The organism is Acidovorax sp. 210-6 (assembly GCF_010020825.1).
Classification (GTDB): domain Bacteria; phylum Pseudomonadota; class Gammaproteobacteria; order Burkholderiales; family Burkholderiaceae_C; genus Simplicispira; species Simplicispira sedimenti.
The window spans coordinates 4066634-4084378 of sequence record NZ_JAACJE010000001.1 but is presented as its reverse complement, the minus strand read 5'-3'; the positions used below and the strand labels follow the sequence as shown (position 1 = coordinate 4084378).

General features: G+C 65.4%; 18 protein-coding genes and 1 riboswitch. Of the genes, 4 read left to right on the top strand and 14 right to left on the bottom strand.

Annotation, left to right across the window (positions count from 1 at the left end):
• The 3 genes from metW to GWK50_RS18955 all read right to left on the bottom strand — a co-directional run bounded on the left by metW (position 1) and on the right by GWK50_RS18955 (position 2402).
• Positions 1 to 588 (bottom strand): methionine biosynthesis protein MetW, encoded by a 588-nt coding sequence (metW, locus tag GWK50_RS18965; RefSeq protein ID WP_162017907.1) that lies wholly within the window; start codon positions 586 to 588, stop codon positions 1 to 3.
• Positions 585 to 1712: a homoserine O-acetyltransferase gene (locus tag GWK50_RS18960; RefSeq protein WP_162017906.1), complete on the bottom strand. Its 1128-nt coding sequence runs from the start codon at positions 1710 to 1712 to the stop codon at positions 585 to 587. Before GWK50_RS18960 ends, metW begins: the two co-directional genes overlap by 4 nt.
• Before the next feature lie 126 nt (positions 1713 to 1838).
• Positions 1839 to 2402 (bottom strand): TMEM165/GDT1 family protein, encoded by a 564-nt coding sequence (locus GWK50_RS18955; protein ID WP_162017905.1) that lies wholly within the window; start codon positions 2400 to 2402, stop codon positions 1839 to 1841.
• Positions 2403 to 2427: 25 nt separating this feature from the next.
• Positions 2428 to 2606, bottom strand: a riboswitch (yybP-ykoY riboswitch).
• Between the two features lie 227 nt (positions 2607 to 2833).
• Here GWK50_RS18955 and GWK50_RS18950 point away from each other — a divergent pair.
• Both GWK50_RS18950 and GWK50_RS18945 read left to right on the top strand, forming a co-directional pair.
• Complete coding sequence (locus tag GWK50_RS18950; protein ID WP_162017904.1) at positions 2834 to 3175, top strand: RNA-binding protein; 342 nt, start codon at positions 2834 to 2836, stop codon at positions 3173 to 3175.
• Between the two features lie 258 nt (positions 3176 to 3433).
• Positions 3434 to 3937, top strand: a complete 504-nt coding sequence (locus tag GWK50_RS18945) for an RNA-binding protein (RefSeq protein WP_162017903.1) — start codon at positions 3434 to 3436, stop codon at positions 3935 to 3937.
• A gap of 65 nt (positions 3938 to 4002) precedes the next feature.
• On the opposite strand, the gene GWK50_RS18940 is transcribed toward GWK50_RS18945, so the two are convergent.
• The 4 genes from GWK50_RS18940 to GWK50_RS18925 are packed head-to-tail and all read right to left on the bottom strand — an operon-like array spanning position 4003 to position 6966.
• Positions 4003 to 4779, bottom strand: coding sequence for an SDR family oxidoreductase (locus GWK50_RS18940; RefSeq protein WP_162017902.1), 777 nt, complete (start codon positions 4777 to 4779; stop codon positions 4003 to 4005).
• Positions 4780 to 4811: 32 nt separating this feature from the next.
• Positions 4812 to 5420: an LPS export ABC transporter periplasmic protein LptC gene (gene lptC, locus GWK50_RS18935; protein WP_162017901.1), complete on the bottom strand. Its 609-nt coding sequence runs from the start codon at positions 5418 to 5420 to the stop codon at positions 4812 to 4814.
• Positions 5417 to 5968: an HAD hydrolase family protein gene (locus GWK50_RS18930; protein WP_162017900.1), complete on the bottom strand. Its 552-nt coding sequence runs from the start codon at positions 5966 to 5968 to the stop codon at positions 5417 to 5419. Before GWK50_RS18930 ends, lptC begins: the two co-directional genes overlap by 4 nt.
• On the bottom strand, positions 5965 to 6966 hold the full coding sequence (locus GWK50_RS18925) for a KpsF/GutQ family sugar-phosphate isomerase (RefSeq protein WP_162017899.1): 1002 nt from the start codon (positions 6964 to 6966) through the stop codon (positions 5965 to 5967). The genes GWK50_RS18930 and GWK50_RS18925 overlap by 4 nt, the downstream gene beginning before the upstream one ends.
• Positions 6967 to 7026: 60 nt before the next feature.
• On the opposite strand from GWK50_RS18925, the gene GWK50_RS18920 reads away from it, so the two are divergent.
• A complete protein-coding gene (locus GWK50_RS18920; protein WP_162017898.1) occupies positions 7027 to 9012 on the top strand; it encodes a cation:proton antiporter in 1986 nt (661 codons plus the stop codon).
• Here the strand turns inward: GWK50_RS18920 and GWK50_RS18915 are convergent, their stop codons facing one another.
• Positions 9013 to 11451: an EAL domain-containing protein gene (locus tag GWK50_RS18915; protein WP_242455432.1), complete on the bottom strand. Its 2439-nt coding sequence runs from the start codon at positions 11449 to 11451 to the stop codon at positions 9013 to 9015.
• A 153-nt stretch (positions 11452 to 11604) separates the two neighbouring features.
• On the opposite strand from GWK50_RS18915, the gene GWK50_RS18910 reads away from it, so the two are divergent.
• On the top strand, positions 11605 to 12162 hold the full coding sequence (locus tag GWK50_RS18910) for an adenine phosphoribosyltransferase (protein ID WP_162017896.1): 558 nt from the start codon (positions 11605 to 11607) through the stop codon (positions 12160 to 12162).
• An 18-nt stretch (positions 12163 to 12180) separates the two neighbouring features.
• On the opposite strand, the gene GWK50_RS18905 is transcribed toward GWK50_RS18910, so the two are convergent.
• The 6 genes from GWK50_RS18905 to GWK50_RS18880 form a co-directional block, all read right to left on the bottom strand.
• The gene (locus GWK50_RS18905) at positions 12181 to 12951 is read right to left on the bottom strand and encodes a hypothetical protein (RefSeq protein WP_162017895.1); all 771 of its coding nucleotides are present in this window, start codon (positions 12949 to 12951) and stop codon (positions 12181 to 12183) included.
• A gap of 130 nt (positions 12952 to 13081) precedes the next feature.
• Positions 13082 to 13573, bottom strand: coding sequence for a cyclic nucleotide-binding domain-containing protein (locus tag GWK50_RS18900; RefSeq protein ID WP_162017894.1), 492 nt, complete (start codon positions 13571 to 13573; stop codon positions 13082 to 13084).
• A 72-nt stretch (positions 13574 to 13645) separates the two neighbouring features.
• Positions 13646 to 15067, bottom strand: a complete 1422-nt coding sequence (mnmE, locus tag GWK50_RS18895; protein ID WP_162017893.1) for a tRNA uridine-5-carboxymethylaminomethyl(34) synthesis GTPase MnmE — start codon at positions 15065 to 15067, stop codon at positions 13646 to 13648.
• Between the two features lie 174 nt (positions 15068 to 15241).
• Positions 15242 to 16945 carry a membrane protein insertase YidC gene (yidC, locus tag GWK50_RS18890; protein WP_162017892.1) on the bottom strand — a complete coding sequence of 568 codons (1704 nt, stop codon included), beginning with the start codon at positions 16943 to 16945 and terminating at the stop codon, positions 15242 to 15244.
• Positions 16942 to 17235, bottom strand: a complete 294-nt coding sequence (gene yidD, locus GWK50_RS18885; protein WP_162017891.1) for a membrane protein insertion efficiency factor YidD — start codon at positions 17233 to 17235, stop codon at positions 16942 to 16944. Before yidD ends, yidC begins: the two co-directional genes overlap by 4 nt.
• Positions 17232 to 17684 (bottom strand): ribonuclease P protein component, encoded by a 453-nt coding sequence (locus GWK50_RS18880; protein WP_162017890.1) that lies wholly within the window; start codon positions 17682 to 17684, stop codon positions 17232 to 17234. Before GWK50_RS18880 ends, yidD begins: the two co-directional genes overlap by 4 nt.
• Positions 17685 to 17745: the final 61 nt, after the last annotated feature.

The following is a 17745-nucleotide window of genomic DNA, read 5'->3' as shown; positions in this document are numbered from 1 at the left end:
TTATGCAGAGCGCTCGAAATGGAACACCGCCGTCCCGGCCAGCGCATTGGGCAGGAAGCGCACGGCCTGGCCCTCCTGCAGGCCGAAGGAATCCAGGATGCGCAGCCGGTTCTTGGTGGCCAGCGCCTCGAAGTCCTTGTAGGTGCCGACGCGGATGTTGGGCGTGTCGTACCACTGGTAGGGCAGGCGGCGCGTGACGGGCATGCGCCCGCGCAGCACGGAGAGGCGGTTGGGCCAGTGCGCGAAGTTGGGGAAGGCGACGATGCCGGTGCGCCCCACGCGCGCGGTCTCGCGCAGCATGACCTCGGCGTTGCGCAGGTGCTGCAGGGTGTCGATCTGCAGCACCACGTCGAACGAGGCATCGCCGAACATGGCCAGGCCTTCGTCGAGGTTGAGCTGGATGACGTTCACGCCCCGGCGCACGCAGGCCAGCACATTGGCGTCGGCGATCTCGATGCCGTAGCCGCTGCAGCCGCGTTCGCGCTGCAGGTAGTCGAGCATGCTGCCGTCGCCGCAGCCCAGGTCGAGCACGCGCGAGCCTTCGGGCACGAGGCGCGCCAGGGCTTGCATGGTGGCTTTCTCGGTCATGCCAGCTCCTTTGCAATGCTATCGAAATAAGAGCTCATGACGCTCATGTAGCGCGCGTCATCGAGCAAAAAGGCATCATGCCCGTGGGGCGCGTCGATCTCGGCGTAGCTCACGTCGCGGCGGTTGTCGAGCAGGGCCTTGACGATTTCGCGCGAGCGCTTGGGCGAGAAGCGCCAGTCGGTGGTGAAGCTGACCAGCAGGAACTTCGCCGTGGCGCGCGCCAGGGCCTGGGTGAGGTTGCCGCCAAAGGCGCGCGCGGGGTCGAAGTAGTCGAGCGCGCGCGTGATCAGCAGGTAGGTGTTGGCGTCGAAATAGTCGCTGAACTTGTCGCCCTGGTAGCGCAGGTAGCTCTCGATCTGGAACTCGACGTCCTGGGTGCTGTATTTGAGGTCGAGGCCCACCCGGAGCTGGCGCCCGAACTTCTCGTTCATCACGTCGTCGCTCAAATACGTGATGTGGCCGATCATGCGCGCGATGCGCAGGCCGCGTTTGGGAATCACGCCGTGGCGGTAGAAGTGGCCGCCGTGGAAGTCCGGGTCGGTGACGATGGCGCGGCGCGCCACTTCGTTGAAGGCGATGTTCTCGGCCGTGAGGTTGGGCGCACTGGCCACCACCACGGCATGGCGCATGCGCTCGGGGTACTGCAGGGTCCACGACAGCGCCTGCATGCCGCCCAGGCTGCCGCCGAGCACGGCTGCCAGTTGCGTGATGCCCAGGCGGTCGAGCAGGCGGGCCTGGGCGTTGACCCAGTCCTCCACGGTGACCACGGGGAAGTCGGCGCCATAGATCTCGCCGGTGTCGGGATGCGTGTGCATGGGGCCGGTGGAGCCGAAGCACGAGCCCAGGTTGTTCACGCCAATGACGAAGAAGCGGTTGGTGTCCACGCTCTTGCCGGGCCCGATCATGTTGTCCCACCAGCCTTCGCTCTTGTCCTGGCCCTCGTACCTGCCCGCCACATGGTGCGAGGCGTTGAGCGCGTGGCACACGAGCACGGCGTTGGAGCGGTCGGCGTTGAGCTGGCCGTAGGTCTCGTAGGCGAGGTGGTAGTCCCGGATGGAGGCGCCGCTCTGCAGCGGCAGCGCATCCGGAAAATGCATCGACTGGGGCGTGGCAATGAACGACATAAAAAAACCCGGTAACGCTAAAAACGGTACCGGGTCGGCTGTCGGACGGTCTTTAGCTGAATTTATTAAGCGCCCGCAAGCTGTGGCAAATCGGCGCGTCCGGCAACTATAGCAAAACCCGCAGGTTCAGGCGGGTACCCACAATGCCAGGATGCCCAGCACCAGGAAGATGCCGGCCGACACCACATGCACGGTGCGCAGCGGAATGCGCCGCGTGATGCGCTCGCCCAGCCACACCACGGGCGCGTTGGCCAGCATCATGCCCAGCGTGGTGCCGGCCACCACCCACAGCCAGCCGCTGTACTGGGCGGCCAGCATGACGGTGGCGATCTGCGTCTTGTCACCCATCTCGGCCAGGAAGAAGGCCACGACCGTGGTGCCGAAGACGCCCCAGCGCGGACCTTCGCCGGTGTCGCCGTCTTCAAGCTTGTCGGGGATCAGCATCCACACCGCCATGGCGATGAACGACACGCCCAGCACCCAGCGCAATACCTGCGGCCCGATCAGCGTGGTGATCCAGGCCCCGGCGGCGCCGGCCAATGCGTGGTTGAACACGGTGGCCACGAAGATGCCCCAGACAATGGGCCAGGGCTTGCGGAAGCGCGCCGCCAGCACGAGCGCAAGCAACTGGGTCTTGTCGCCCATTTCGGCGAGGGCGACGATGGAAGTGGAGACGAGGAAGGCTTCCATGGCGGGGATATCAGTGGCGGCCGGACGTGTGGTGCGAATGCATCGACCGCACCCCGGCTCCGGCCCATTGGACGGTGTGCGGTCAATGGTCTCGCCCATCCATGGACTGCAGATGCCATGGTGCGTGAGGCACCAAGTGTGTTGACATCCGCTCCCTGGCACTGGCTGCCAGGGCCGGCTACTCCCCAAAGACCCGCGCATTGTAGCGGCCCGCGTCCCGCCGAAATGCCCGCCAAATGTTGCGGCAAACCAAGGCCCAATAAATAAAAAGTGGGCTGGACGCCAATTTGCCTGATAATGGGCCCGCTTTTTCGCTTTGCGGAAAGGCAGAGAGTCAGCGGTGAATGGTCAGTTTCGCGTCTTTGAAGTCGTCACAGGTTTGTTGATAGCGTCGGACTCCATCGCAGTTTTTGTATTTTAAGGAGTCCCTCATGGGCAACAAACTTTACGTGGGCAACCTGCCCTACTCGTTCCGCGACAACGATCTGGAACAATCCTTCAGCCAGTACGGCGCCGTGTCCAGCGCCAAGGTGATGATGGAGCGCGACACCGGCCGTTCCAAGGGTTTCGGTTTTGTCGAAATGGGCAGCCCGGCCGAAGCGCAAGCCGCCATCGCAGGCCTGCACGGTCAGAACCATGGCGGCCGTGACCTGGTGGTCAACATCGCCCGCCCCATGGAGCCCCGCACCCCGCGCAGCGGTGGTTTCGGTGGTGGCTTTGGCGGCGGTGGCCGCGGCAACGGCGGCGGCTTCGGCGGCCGCAGCAGCTACTGAGCCACTGACAGGCTCTGAGCCCCACAAGGAGCCTGTTTCAGGCTCCTTTTTTATGCGCCAGGCGCGGCAAACGCGCCACAGCGGGTAAAAACCCTTGCTTTGCTGAGCAAACGCAGGCACATAATAGGATTGCAGGAAATTCTGCTTTCCGGTTTGCGGTGATCCGTCGGTTTCACGCAGCGTGCATCGTTGAGATAGGCTGGTTGCGTTTTCGGGGCTCCATCGCTTTTTTTCTTGTGTTTTTTCAGGAGTCCCTCAATGGGCAACAAACTGTACGTGGGCAACCTGCCCTACAGCGTGCGTGACAACGATCTGGAACAGGCCTTCGGCGCCTTCGGCAGCGTCAGCAGTGCCAAGGTGATGATGGAGCGCGACACAGGCCGCTCCAAAGGCTTCGGCTTTGTCGAAATGGGCAGCGACGCTGAAGCCCAGGCCGCCATCAATGGCATGAACGGCCAATCGCTCGGTGGCCGCGCCATCGTGGTGAACGAAGCACGTCCCATGGAGCCGCGCCCCCCCCGTTCGGGTGGTGGCTTTGGCGGCGGCGGCTTTGGCGGCGGTGGCCGCTCGGGCGGCTTCGGCGGTGGTCGCAGCGAAGGTGGCTACGGCGGCGGCGGTGGCCGTGAAGGCGGCTATGGTGGCGGCGGCCGTGGCGAAGGCGGCGGTGGCGGTTTCCGCAGCCCCTACGGCTCGGGCCCGCGCGGCGGCGGTGGTGGTGGTCGCGGCAATGGCGGTGGCTACGGCAACGGCGGCGGTTACTGATCGCTGTTGGCTACCCAGGCCTCCCCACAAAAAAAAGCTCCTTCGGGAGCTTTTTTTGTGGGCGTTCATTGGTTTTGCCGGTGCTTGCGCGGGCGCCCCGCAAGCAGGCGATCGAACACCGCATTGGGCAGCAGGCGCAGCAGTTTGGCCACCACCCCCATCTGCCAGGGAATGACACAGTAGCTCACACCAGCACGCTCGGCCGCAAAGGCGCGGTCGGCAAAATCCTCAGGCTGCATCAAAAAGGGCATGGCGTAGCGGTTCTGGCGCGTCAAGGGGGTGTCGATGTAGCCAGGGCTGATGGTGCTGACCCCCACGCCGGTGCCGCGCAGTTCGCCGCGCAGGCTTTCGCAGTAGCTGATGACGGCTGCCTTGCTTGCACAGTAGGCACCATGCCCGGGCAGCCCCCGGATGCCAGCCACGCTGGCAACGCCCACCAGGCGCCCACTGCCCCGCTGCACCATGGGCGTGATGAAAGGCTGAAAGGTGGCTGCCGTGCCCACCGTGTTGGTCGCCAGAACCTGGGCCATGGTGGCGATGTCTTCGCGCAGCGCGGTGTCCACGCCCACGCTGATGCCCGCGTTGGCTATCACTACGTCGGGCACGCCCTGGCGCTGCAGGCAGTCTTGCCCCGCGGCGGCAATGCTGTCTGGCTGCGCCACATCTGCGCTATAAATTTCATAGCTGCCGGCGCTTATTCCGTTTGCCTCAGCCCATGATTTGATCTCATGTGTGCGGCGAGCGACCAAGGCCAGTCGCCACCCGGCGCGCAGGTAACGCGCCGCCAGGGCCTGCCCGATGCCGCTGGAGGCGCCGGTGATGAAAACCAGGGGAGCAGTCATGCCCTTGCCTCCTTCGAAATCGGAACGTCCATTCAGCGTGCGGGCCCCAGCACACCCCGTACCCGGCCGCGCAACTGGAGCACCTGCTCCAGGTGGTCGTATTCCAGGCTGTCTGCGGTGAAGCGGTCCTTGCTGCCGCGCAGCAGCGTGACGGGAAGGTGCGAGCGCACGCGTTCCTCCTGTGGCCAGGCGTGCAGGAAGTCGCCACGGAACTCCAGGCGCGGCTGGGCCTTGCCGTTGACCACGGCAGCTTCGCGCACCACCACAGCGTTGCCCAGAAGCTGGACTTCGGTGCCGTCGGCGTTGCTGAGGGCCCGATCCGCCGTGGCGACGATCACACGGTCGCCTTTGCCCTGCGAATGGATGCGAACCTGGTCGATTTCGAGCGTATCGGTATCGGGGTAGTGGCGCGCCACCGCACCCCGCACCTCGGTCTGCAAGCGCCCATCGGGGCCAAAGCTGCGCACGGACAGACCGCTCATGTGGTAATCAGGCTCATGGCGCGGTGCGGCGGCAGGCCTCAGTTCCTGGGGTTGGGGCGCATTGCGCACCAGCCACCAGGTGCCCAGCGCCATCAGGCCCATGAGGACCACCGGCAAATAGAGCGAGAGCCTGTCCCAGGCCTGGCGCAAACGGGTCATGGCGCGGTGTAATGGCCCAGCAACCGGGCATAGCGGCCACTGGCCACCAACAGCAGGTCGCAGAATTCGCGCACGGCACCGTCACCGCCCCGTGCCTGGGTCACGTGGTGGGCCATGGCACGGACCTCCACATGGGCATTGGCCGGCGCACAGGCGAAGGCGCTGCGCCGCATCATCGGCAGGTCTGGCCAATCGTCGCCCATGGCGGCGGCCTGTGCCCAACCCACGCCCAGCGTGGCAAGAATCTGCTCGGCCGCCGGGCGCTTGTCTTCAGTGCCGTACACAGCATGCTCCACGCCCAGCGCGTGCAGGCGCAGGCGCAATGCGGCAGAGTCGCGCCCTGTCACCACGGCGGGAACAATGCCCGCCTGTTGCAGCAGCTTGATGCCATGGCCGTCCAGGGTGTGAAAGCGCTTGAGCGTCTCACCCGCCTCGCTGAAATAGAGTCCGCCATCGGTGAGCACGCCATCGACATCGAAAAAGGCCACGCGCACGTCCTGCGCGGCCAGCAACAACTCGGGTGGGAACTGAAGAACGGGGTTGTTCATATCACCTTCGCACGCATCAGGTCGCCAATGTGCACGATGCCGGACAGGCGCCCATCGCCATCGACCACCAGCACGCTGGTGATGCCGTGCGTTTCCATCATTTCGGCTGCGTCCACGGCAAGCGCCTGGTCGGCAATGGTGCGCGGCCCGGCATGCATGACCTGGGCGGCCGTGGCCTGGCGCAGGTCGGCCCCAGCCTCAATGCGGCGGCGCAGATCACCATCGGTGAAGATGCCGACCGGCCGCTCCTGGCCATCGACCACGGCGGCAGCGCCCAGGCCCTTGGCGCTCATTTCGCGCATGAGATCGCTGAAAACGGTATCGGGTGCCACGCGGGGCACCTGGGTTCCGGTGCGCATCACGTCTTCCACCAGGGTGAGCAGCTTGCGCCCCAGCGCGCCGCCCGGATGCGAGCGGGCAAAGTCCTCGGGGCGGAACCCGCGGGCATCCAGCAATGCCACGGCCAGCGCGTCACCCGTGGCCATCTGGGCCGTGGTGCTGGTGGTGGGCGCCAGGTTGTGCGGACAGGCTTCGCGCTCCACAGCGCAATCGAGCACCACATCGGCATGGCGGGCCAGGGTGGAGTCCAGCCCGCCGGTCATGGCGATGAGCGGCACGCCCAGGCGCTTGATCACGGGCAGGATGGCCGTGAGCTCGCTGACCTCGCCGCTGTTGGACAAGGCCAGCACCACGTCACCAGGGGTGACCATGCCCAGGTCACCGTGGCTGGCCTCGGCGGGGTGCACAAAGAATGCCGGCGTGCCGGTAGAGGCCAGGGTGGCAGCAATCTTGCGCCCCACATGGCCGCTTTTCCCCATGCCCATGACCACCACCCGCCCGGGCACCTGCAGCATGCATTGCACCGCCTGGGCAAAGCGATTGTCCAGACGCCCGGCCAGCGCCTGCAGGGCGGCCGCCTCGATGTCGAAGGTTTCCCTCGCCAGGCGCAGCGCCTGGGCAGGGTCGAAGGGGCGCTGCGCGCCGATCGCTGCTTGCATGGACAGGATTCTATCGACCGCCGCCTCATCAAACCGGGCGACGTCGGATAGCATCGGGAGATGTCTTCGCTCGCCCTCACCCTCTTGTACCTGCTGGCTGCCGTGCTGGGGGTGGTGGCCTGCCGCAGCCTCAAGCTGCCCCCCATGCTGGGCTACCTGGCCGCGGGCATCCTGATTGGCCCGCACGCCCTGGCGTTGGCGCAGAACTCCGAAAGCGTGCGCCATCTAGGCGAGTTCGGTGTGGTGTTCCTGATGTTCGCCATCGGGCTGGAGTTCAGCCTGCCCAAGTTGCGCGCCATGCGCAAGCAAGTGTTCGGGCTGGGTCTGTTGCAGGTGGCGGCCACGATGCTGGCAGCGGTGATCGGCACGCTGGTGTTGGCACGCTGGCTGGGCGGCGTATGGGACGTGGGTTGGCAGACGGCCGTGGCCCTGGCCGGCACCATGGCCATGAGCAGTACGGCCATCGTCGGCAAGCTCCTGGCCGAGCGCGCCGAGCTGGAGAGCGAACACGGGCGCCAGATCATGGGCATTCTGCTGTTCCAGGATCTGGCGGTGGTGCCGCTGCTGGTGCTGGTGCCCGCGCTGGGCTCTTCGCCCGACGAGTTGCTCCTGGCGCTGGGCCTGGCGCTGGTCAAGGCCACGGTGCTGGTGGGGCTGCTGCTGACGGGCGGGCAAAAGTTCATGCGCTGGTGGCTCACGCAGGTGGCGCGGCGCAAGAGCGAAGAGCTGTTCATGCTGAACCTGCTGCTCATCACCCTGGGCCTGGCCTGGCTGACCGAGCTGGCCGGGCTGAGCCTGGCGCTGGGCGCCTTCATCGCCGGAGTGCTGGTGTCCGAAACCGAGTACCGGCACCAGGTGGGCACGGATATCCGCCCCTTCCATGACGTGTTGCTGGGGCTGTTCTTCATCACCATCGGCATGATGCTTGACTGGCACATCCTCATAGAGCAATGGGCGCTGGTGCTGCTGCTGCTGGTGGCGCCGCTGCTGCTCAAGCTGGGCATCATCCTGCTGCTGGCGCGCAGCATGGGGGCCACCACCGGGGTAGCGCTGCGCACTGGCCTCTTCCTGGCGCAGGCCGGGGAGTTCGGCTTTGTGCTGCTGTCGCTCACGCAGCAAAGCGGCTTGATCCGTCCGGCGCTGCTGAACCCCATTCTGGCGGCCATGGTGCTGTCCATGCTGGCCACGCCCTTCCTGATCCAGTACAGCAACTGGATCGTGATGAAGTTGGTGGCCAGCGACTGGCTGCAGCAATCGCTGCAGATGACCACCATTGCACGCAAATCCATCGGCACCAGCGGCCATGTGGTGATCTGCGGCTTTGGCCGATGCGGGCAGAACCTGGCACGCATGCTGGAGCACGAGGGCATCCCCTACATGGCGCTGGACCTGGACCCCGACCGCGTGCGCCAGGCGGCAGCAGCCGGGCATTCGGTGGTGTATGGCGACGCCTCGCGCCTGCAGGCGCTGATGGCGGCAGGCCTGGTGCGCGCGCGCGCCGTGGCGGTGACCTACCTGGACATCCAATCCTCGCTCAAGGTACTGGCCAACACGCGCACCCATGCACCGCAAATACAGGTGGTGGTGCGTACCCAGGACGACCTGCACCTGGACAAGCTGCGCAATGCCGGCGCGACCGAGGTGGTGCCCGAGGCCATCGAAGGCTCATTGATGCTGGCCAGCCATGCCCTGGCCCTGGTGGGCGTGCCCATGCGCCGTGTGCTGCGCCTGGTGCAGGATCAGCGCGACGCACGCTACAACCTGCTGCGCGGCTACTTCCACGGGGCCGACGACGACACCGCCAACGAGATAGACCAGGAGCGCATGACCACGGTCACGCTGCCGCCGGGTGCCGCCACCGTGGGTCAAGCGCTGGGGCAACTGGCATTGCATGCCATGGGTGCGAAGGTGGTGAACCTGCGCCACAGCAATGGGCGCATGAGCGCTCCGCTGGACGAGATCGCGCTCGCCGTGGGCGACACACTCGTTCTGTCAGGCCATCCGGCCGCGCTGGCGCTGGCCGAGGACCGCCTGCTGCGCGGCTGATCACAGCGTGTCGGCGGGACCCGGGCGACCGAAGAGGTAGCCCTGGAAACGCTGGCAGCCGTTGCGCAGCAGGAATTTGCGCTGCGCATGGGTCTCGACGCCCTCGGCCACCACCTCCAGTCCCAGGCTGCGCCCCAACGCAATGACGGTGCAGGCGATGGCGGCATCGTTCGGATCGGTCAACACATCGCGCACAAAGCTCTGGTCGATCTTGAGCTGGTCCAATGGCAAGCGCTTGAGGTAGCTCAGCGACGAGTAGCCCGAGCCAAAGTCATCGATGGAGAATCCCACGCCCTGTTTGCGCAGGGCCTGCATCTTGGCGATGGAGTCCTCCACGTCCTGCAGCAACAGGCTCTCGGTCAGCTCCAGCTTGAGCAAGCCGGCGTCGGCACCGGTCTGTTGCAGGATATCGAGCACCTGCGCCACGAAATCGGGGTGGCGAAATTCACGCGCACTGACGTTGACCGCCAGCGTCCAGTGGCAGCGCACCGGATCTGCCGCCCAGCGCATGAGCTGCACACAGGCCGCCTGCAACACCAGGCGACCCAGGCTGTGGATGAGGCCGGTCTGTTCGCTCAAGGGGATGAATTCCCCCGGCGGCACCATGCCCCGCTGCGGATGCATCCAGCGCACCAAGGCTTCAGCACCCTGCACCTGGCCTGCCGCATCGACCACGGGCTGGTAATGCAGGCAGAACTCCATGCGCTCCAATCCCTGGCGCACATCGGCCTCCAGGGCAGCGCGCGCCGACGCCTGGGCCTGCATCGCCGGGTCGAAAAAGCTCATGGCATTGCGGCCCTGGGCCTTGGCCTGGTACATGGCCATGTCGGCGCGTTGCAGCAATTCCAGCACCGACAGCTGGGCGTCCTGGAACAACGCAATACCGATGCTGGGCGGGCAGTGCAGTTCGGCACCTGTGAGCGCGTAGGGCACATTGAGCTGCATCAGGATTTTCTGGGCCACCGCCTCCGCCTGCATGGCTGCCTCTGCGGCCTGCGCATCCAGGCCTTGCAGCACCACGACAAACTCGTCGCCCCCCAACCGCGCCACGGTGTCGGTGGTGCGCACGCACTGGCACAGGCGGATACCGGCTTGGCGCAACAACTCGTCACCCCATTCATGGCCCAGGGTGTCGTTCACGTCCTTGAAGTGATCCAGGTCCAGGTACAGCAGCGCGCCATGGCTGGCGCTGCGCCCGCATTGGGCCAGCGCCTGCTCCAGGCGCTCGATCAGCAGGCGACGGTTGGGCAGGTGGGTGAGCTCGTCATAAAAGGCCAAGCGCTGGATTTCAGCTTCGGCCTGCTTTTGGCGCGTGATGTTGCGCGCCACACCCATGTAGCCAGTGAACCGCCCTGCGTCATCGAACACTGGCTCGCCGCTCACACTGACCCAGACCGTGGTGCCGTCCGGGGCCTGGCGTTGGACCTCGAAATCGTGAAACGGCTGGCGGGCGTACAGCAGGGCGCGGTGCGCGCTCCACTGCGCTTCGCTCGCCACGACATCGGGCAGTTCCCAGCGTGTCAGGCCGTAGTGGTCCTCATAGGACATCGCGAGACTCTGTCGCGCGCTGCCTTCCAGGCGCACAAAGCGCAGGTCAGCATCCTGCTCCCAAAACCAGTCGGAGGACAGATGCGTGAGACTGCGCCAGCGCGTCTCGCTCTGGCGCAGCGCTTCCTGGGCAGCGAGGTAATCGGTCACGTCGGTGTAGGTACGCACCAAGCCTCCGCCGGGGAGCATGCGGGTGCGGGCCTCCAGGTAGCGACCCTGCGCCGTACGCCGCAGGTACACCTCCGGCGACTGGGTGTGGTGGGGCTGGCCGCTGACGTACGAGCCCAGGTATTCCCGTGATGTGGCGTCCCAGCCAATGTACGCCGCGTCAAAATCGCCGCGGTCTTTTTGGAACTGCAGCACCTCGTCCATGGCGGGCTGATGCTCCAGCAAGGCACTCGGCAAATCCAGCAACTCCTGCATGCGATGGTTGTGCACCCGGATACGGCCTTCGGCGTCGATCAGCACCACCCCCTGCGAAATGCTGTCCACCACGCGTTGCAGGGTCTGTTGTGCCTCGTGCGGGATCTGCGCGTCCTGATGCTGGGACTGAAGCAACCCCAGTTCACGCAGGCACTGGAGCAGGGCTACGGTATCTCCGTCCCGCACCCCATGCACCGGACCCAGAGCCTGGGAGATTTCCCCATCTGGCGGTAGCAGCAGTACCAGGGGGACACCCTGCCAGCCGGAGGGCAAGGGCTGAGGCAGGGTCTTTCGCAGCGCCCAGGGCAGCACGACCGCATCGACCGCATGCTGCTCCAGCAAAGACTGAGCGATTTCCACGGAAGCTGCGACCAACCACTTCCCCTGCAGCCCGTCCTGGCCAGATGCGGCACGCAGGGCGCCGTGGAGAGCGCCACCTTCGTCGAGCAGCAAAATGGTGGGAGGCATGTCAAGACCTGGGGGGCTGCACCAGCTCGATCCGAGGGGTGCATGCGCAACCATTATGCGGCGCTAGTGCTCCTGTGCGGTGTTTCTGTATCCATTTGTTTACACTGTGCCCGTCTGCACCATTGGGGCTGTTCCGCCCCGGCTATTTGCTCTATGACCACCCCTTTCAGCATCCAAGACTACCTGCGTGAACACATTCGCACGGTGCCCGACTGGCCTGCACCGGGCGTGCAGTTCAGGGACATCACACCGCTGCTGCAGAACCCCAAGGTGTTCCGAGTGCTGATCGACGCATTTGTGCACCGCTATATGGACCCCGCCTTGCGCCCCGATGTGGTGGCTGGCCTGGATGCACGCGGCTTTATCCTGGGCGCGGTGGTGGCCTACGAACTCAATGTGGGCTTTGTCCCCATCCGCAAGAAAGGCAAGCTGCCCTTCACGACGGTGGAGGAAACCTACGAGCTGGAGTACGGCAGCGCAACGGTCGAGTTGCACACCGATGCCGTGCGCCCTGGCGACAAGGTGCTGCTGATTGACGACCTGATCGCCACCGGTGGCACGATGATGGCAGGCAAAAAATTGCTGGAAAAGCTGGGCGCGCAGGTCATGGAAGGCGCTGCCATCGTCGATTTGCCCGAACTCGGCGGTTCAGACCGCCTGCGCGAGGGCGGTCTGGCGCTGTTCACCCTGGTGGATTTTGCCGGGCATTGAGCCCGGCATCCCACCGACTCACAAGTCGCCGTACTGTGTTCCGCTGAGGCCTTGCGGACGGGAATCGGGCATTTCCGTGTCCTCGAAGTCCAGCCGCTGGGGCTCGGGGCGGCTGGGGCCAGAACGCACCGGCACGCCGGTGGCCGCCGCCGCAGGGCGCGCTGCCGTGGCCAGGGCCTGTTTGAAAGCGGCCACTTCGTCGGCTTCGATGGGATCGAAACGCGGACCCGCGGGGCGCTGCAGGGGCGGCGGGGGCGGCGTGGCGGCTGCACGTGGCGCTGGGGTGCCAGACGCAGCGGCAGCAGCGGGGGCTGCCTGCGGCCGGGGTACCGGTGCTTTCTGCGGCATGCCCACGGCCACATGGTCGTTGAGGCGCCAATACACTGCATTGACCGCAATGTCGTAACGCGCCTTGGCGGTCTGTGCAATCAGTGCCTCGATCTCGCTCAGGCGTGTGGTGTCACCACCGTATTCCCGGGCTATGTCCATCATCACCAGGAACTGGCGACCGCGCTGATCCAGCGACAGCACCTTGAACTTGTAGCTGGCCGAAAGCACGGCCGCCTTCACCATGGCGTCGCGAACCACGGAATAGAGCAGTTCGCGCCGCTCCATGCGTTCGTTCTTGCGATTCGCCGCATGGTCGGGGGGTGGGGCCTCAAGCGTGGACCGGCCGTCACGGCCAGGCACCAGCGGAACGGTGGCGTCGGCGTTGAGCAAGCCCGTAGGCTCCATCGGCTTGGCTTTGGCCGGCGCCTTTTTGGGCAAAAACCAGCTGAACAGTGACATGGCGGGCTTCCTCGAAGGGCTTCTGGCAGGAACGTTTGTTGCAACGCGCAAAGAGTGTAACTGCATGCGGAGTCGTCCTTGTGTGATGGGTAACCGGGATTTCCCTTGCCCGCCATGGCGCTAAGGCCTGTCAGGTCGTTGCGACGCGCCGCTTGCGGTTACCCAGGCGCTTGGCCAGCACAGCCCCTGCGGCCATCACGACGGCAAGGGCGATCGCGGGCTGGCGGTTGCCCAGTTCGGAAAAGCGCAGTGGCGTGAGGTTCCACAGCTTGCAGGCCGCTGCCGCCTGCACGGTGGCTCCGCGGGGGCGGTGCGAGAAAAAGGCGCCTTCCCCGACCACGGAGCCGGGGTTGACGATCGCCATGCGCAAGCGGCCTTTCTCGTCTTCATAGTGAACGCTGAGGTTGCCGCTTTCCACGAAGTACAGCGTGCGGTCGTTGGCGCCCTGGTTGATGAGCAGTTGCCCTGGGGCCAGATGGCAGGGCTGGAGGTAGGCGGAAAAGAGCTCCCATTGCTCAGGCTTGAGCGGGTTGCTCAGGCTGTCTTCCGCCGTGGCCTGGACGATGGCGTTGATCAGCCCTTGGACGTCCTGTTTGGTCAGGGTGGTAGTGGCGACATTCATAGACCAACGAAGCTATCCGTATTGGCGCTTGCGCACAAGCACCGTTTACCCCTGCTTACACTTCGCAGGCCGTCATTTTCCGATGCAGAAGCTGGAAAAAATGACGCCCAACAAATCGTCGGAACTGAATTCGCCCGTGATGTCGCTCACTGCGTTCTGCGCCAGTCGCAGCTCTTCGGCGAGCAGATCCAGCGCAGGCCCGCTGGTGTCGAGCTGCGCAGCCGCTTCCGCCAGGTGATGCTGCGCCAGTTGCAGCGCCTGCACATGACGAGCGCGGGCAATGCATACCCCCTCGGGCGCCGCCTGCCAACCTGCCATTTCCAGCAGGCGCTGGCGCAGAAGCTCCAGCCCCTCGCCTGTGCGCGCAGACAGACGCACACCCACGTCGGCCTGGCTGAGGGGAACACTGGCAGCGCCTGCGCAATCGCTTTTGTTCCACACATCGACCACCGGCACCGAGGGCGGCAGGCGCTGCGCCATGGTCTGGGCAATGACTGCGTCTGCCTCTTGGTAGCCAGGATCGGCGCAGCGCACCAGGTCGTGCAAAAACAACACTGCATCGGCCTGCGCGATGGCATCCCAGGCCCGGGCGATGCCGATGCGCTCCACCTCGTCGGCACTGTCGCGCAGACCGGCCGTGTCGATCACGTGCAGTGGCACGCCCTCGATCTGTATGGTTTGCTGCACCTTGTCACGCGTGGTTCCGGCGATGGGGGTGACGATGGCCAGCTCGGCGCCCGCCAGGGCGTTGAGCAGCGAGCTCTTGCCCGCATTGGGCTGGCCGGCAATGACCACCTTGATACCCTCGCGCAGCAAGGCCCCCTGGCGGGTGCGCTGCAGCACCTGCGCCATGGTTTGCTCCAAATTCGATAGCTGTCCACGCGCATCTGCCTTGCGCAGGAAGTCGATTTCCTCTTCAGGAAAATCCAGCGTGGCCTCGACCAGCATGCGCAGGTGGATCAGGGCATCGCGCAAGGCATGGATTTCCTGCGAGAACGCACCGCTGAGCGAGCGGCTGGCACTGCGTGCCGCAGCCTCAGTACTGGCGTCGATGAGGTCGGCAATGGCCTCGGCCTGCGCCAGGTCGATCTTGTCGTTGAGGAAGGCGCGCTCGGTGAACTCCCCCGGCCGGGCCAGGCGCAGGCCCGCCAGGCGCGGCTGGCCGCTGGCAGGGTCGATTTCGGTCGCGGCCTCCAGGCAACGCGCCAGCAACAACTGCAGCACCACTGGCCCGCCATGGGCCTGCAGTTCCAGCACATCCTCGCCGGTGTAGGAGTGCGGTGCCGGAAAGTACAAGGCCAATCCCTGGTCTATGGGCTGGCCGACCGCATCCCGAAAGGGCAGATAGGTGGCCTCGCGCGCGCGCAGCGCACGACCGCACAGCCCCTCGACCAGCGATGCCAACCCCTTGCCCGACACGCGCACGATGCCCACCGCCCCGCGTCCAGGGGCGGTGGCGATGGCGGCGATAGGGTCCTGGTGGCGAGCGAGCATAGATGGGTGGTTGATCGGCGCAATGCCAAAAACCGGCGCGGCCCAGGCGCGGGACACCGCGCAAGGGCCGCCACAAGCTGCGCAGGCAGCGCTTCACTTGCGTGCGCTGGTGTCGCCCCCCCTTCCCGGCGAAGCCAAGAGAAGGGGGAAGCGGCGCAGCCGCTCAGGGGGTTGTTACTTGAACTTCGGCAGGTTGAACTGCGGCGGCACGCCCATGCGGGTGTTGATGATCCACTGCTGGACGATGGACAGGATGTTGTTCGTCAGCCAGTACAGCACCAGACCAGCCGGGAAGAAGAAGAACATCACGCTGAAGATCAGCGGCATGATCCACATCATCTTGGCCTGCATCGGGTCCGGCGGTGCGGGGTTCAGGGCCGTCTGCAGCAGCGTGCTCAGGGTCATCAGCACAGGGAGAATGAAGAACGGGTCGGGAGCAGACAGGTCATGCACCCAGCCGATCCAGGGGGCATTGCGCATTTCCACGCTGGACAGCAGCACCCAGTACAGCGCAATGAACACCGGAATCTGAACCATGATGGGGAAACACCCCCCCATGGGGTTGACCTTCTCCTCGCGGTAGATGCGCATCATCTCCTGCTGCATCTGCTGCGGCTTGTCCTTGAGACGCTCGCGCATCTCCATGATCTTGGGGTTGATGGCCTTCATCTTGGCCATGCTGGCGTAGGCCTTGGCATTGAGCCAGTAAAACGCGAGCTTGAGCAGCAACACCAGGGCCACGATGGCCCAGCCCCAGTTGCCGAGCAGCTTGTGCAACTGGTCGAGCAGCCAGTACAGCGGCTTGGACAGGATGGTCAACCAACCATAGTCCTTGACCAGCTCCAGGCCCGGAGCCAGCTTTTCCATCATGGTTTCAACCTGCGGACCGGCGAACAAGCGCGCATCCAGGGTCTTGCTGGCGCCCGGAGCAATGGCGTCCAGCGCGGTGATCATGCCCACCGAGTACAGGTTGGCGTCCACCTTGCGCATGAAGATTTCGCGCTTGGCGCCCTCGGGCAGCAACCAGGCCGAGGCAAAGTAATGCTGCACCATGGCCACGTAGCCGTTGTCGCTGTCCTTCTGGAAGTCGGCCTTGTTGGCCTCGATGTCCTTGAACTCGACCTTCTGGTATTTCTTGTCCTGGGTGAATACCGCCGGGCCGGTGAAGGTGGAATAGAAGGACGACTCGCCCGCTGGCTTGTTGCCATCGCGCACCAGTTGCAGATAGAGCTTGGGCTCGACCGCGGCAGCGCCGGTGTTGACGACTTCATGCTTGACCGCGATGTCGTAGGCGCCGCGCCGCACGGTCCAGGTCTTGACCAGCTTGACGCCACCGAGGTCGGGCGACTCAAAGCGCACGCTCAGCTCGTCCGTACCGTCCACCAGCGCCCGGGGGCCGGGCTGGGCGGTCATCAGTGTCTTGTGGTTGGGCATGGCAGCACCGCCGATCAGGCCGGTCTGCGCCACATACACGCGCTGCGGGCTTTCGTCGAGCAGCACAAAGTTCTGTTTGCCGTCCACCAGATCCGCATGCTTCAGCAGTTCTGCGCGCACCAGCGATCCGCCCTCGGAATCGAAGCTCAGGCGCAACACATCGGTGACCACTTCGAAGCGCTCGCGCGGCGCAGCCGGTGCAGCCGGTGCGCCAGACGCAGGCACCGCCGACGATGCCGCAGGGGCAGTGGCACTGGAGACAGGAACCGAGGCATCCGCCGCTGGCGTGCTGGCGGGTGCAGCGGCATCGGCCTTTGCCGTCACGGGAGCGGGCCCTGGGAAGAAGGTCGCGCTTTTGCCGTTGTGCAATTGCCATTTGTCCCACAGCAGGACCATGGAAAAACCGAATATCACCCACAGGATGGTGCGGCGGATGTCGTTCATGGAGACTTCTTTGGTGAGGAAGAGGTGGTTGTGGGCGGCATCAGCCGGGAGAACAGTCGCGTGGCGCGCGGCGCCTCCTGCGGCACCGGGTCATGCCCACCCGCACACCAGGGATGGCAGCGCCCCAGGCGGCAAACAGTCAGCCAGGCTCCGCGCGCTGCGCCATGCCGCTCCAGCGCTTGCAGCGCATACACAGAGCAGGTGGGCTCAAAACGGCAGGCAGAACCCAGCCAGGGGCTCAACAGCAGGCGGTAGGCCTTGACCAAGCCGATGAGCAGGCGTTGCATCATGGCGCGGCCGATCCTGCCAAGGCCGCCTCAGGCAGCGCCTTGCGGGAGGAGCGCTCAAAGAGCTGCAGCAGCTCGGCACGCACCGCCTGGCACAGCGCCTCGGAACGGGCGCTGACGAACTGCCTGCGATCAAAGGCCGAGCGCAGGCGCACCACATGCGCTGCCGGAGGCAGGCGCGTGGCATTCAGGGCTGCAACGGCAAAGATCTGGCGCTTGATGGCATTGCGCGTCACCGCGCGGCGCGCCCAGCGCTTGGGCACCATGGCGCCGAGCCACACGTCCTGAACCCCGAACAGGGGCCGGGGATGGCGCAGCGATGCGCCCTCAGGAGGTCGAGCAACATCCTGCGCCTGCAGCACCAAGCGGTGCAGCGCAAAGTGAGCGGTACGGGCCACCGTCTCGCCAGCCAGCGTGGCCTGGAACTGCGGACGGGTCTTGAGCCGCTGCATGGAAGTCGCCCCCTGCGGTGGTTGCCGATGCAAACCAGGGTGCGGACAGGCCCGGATGGCC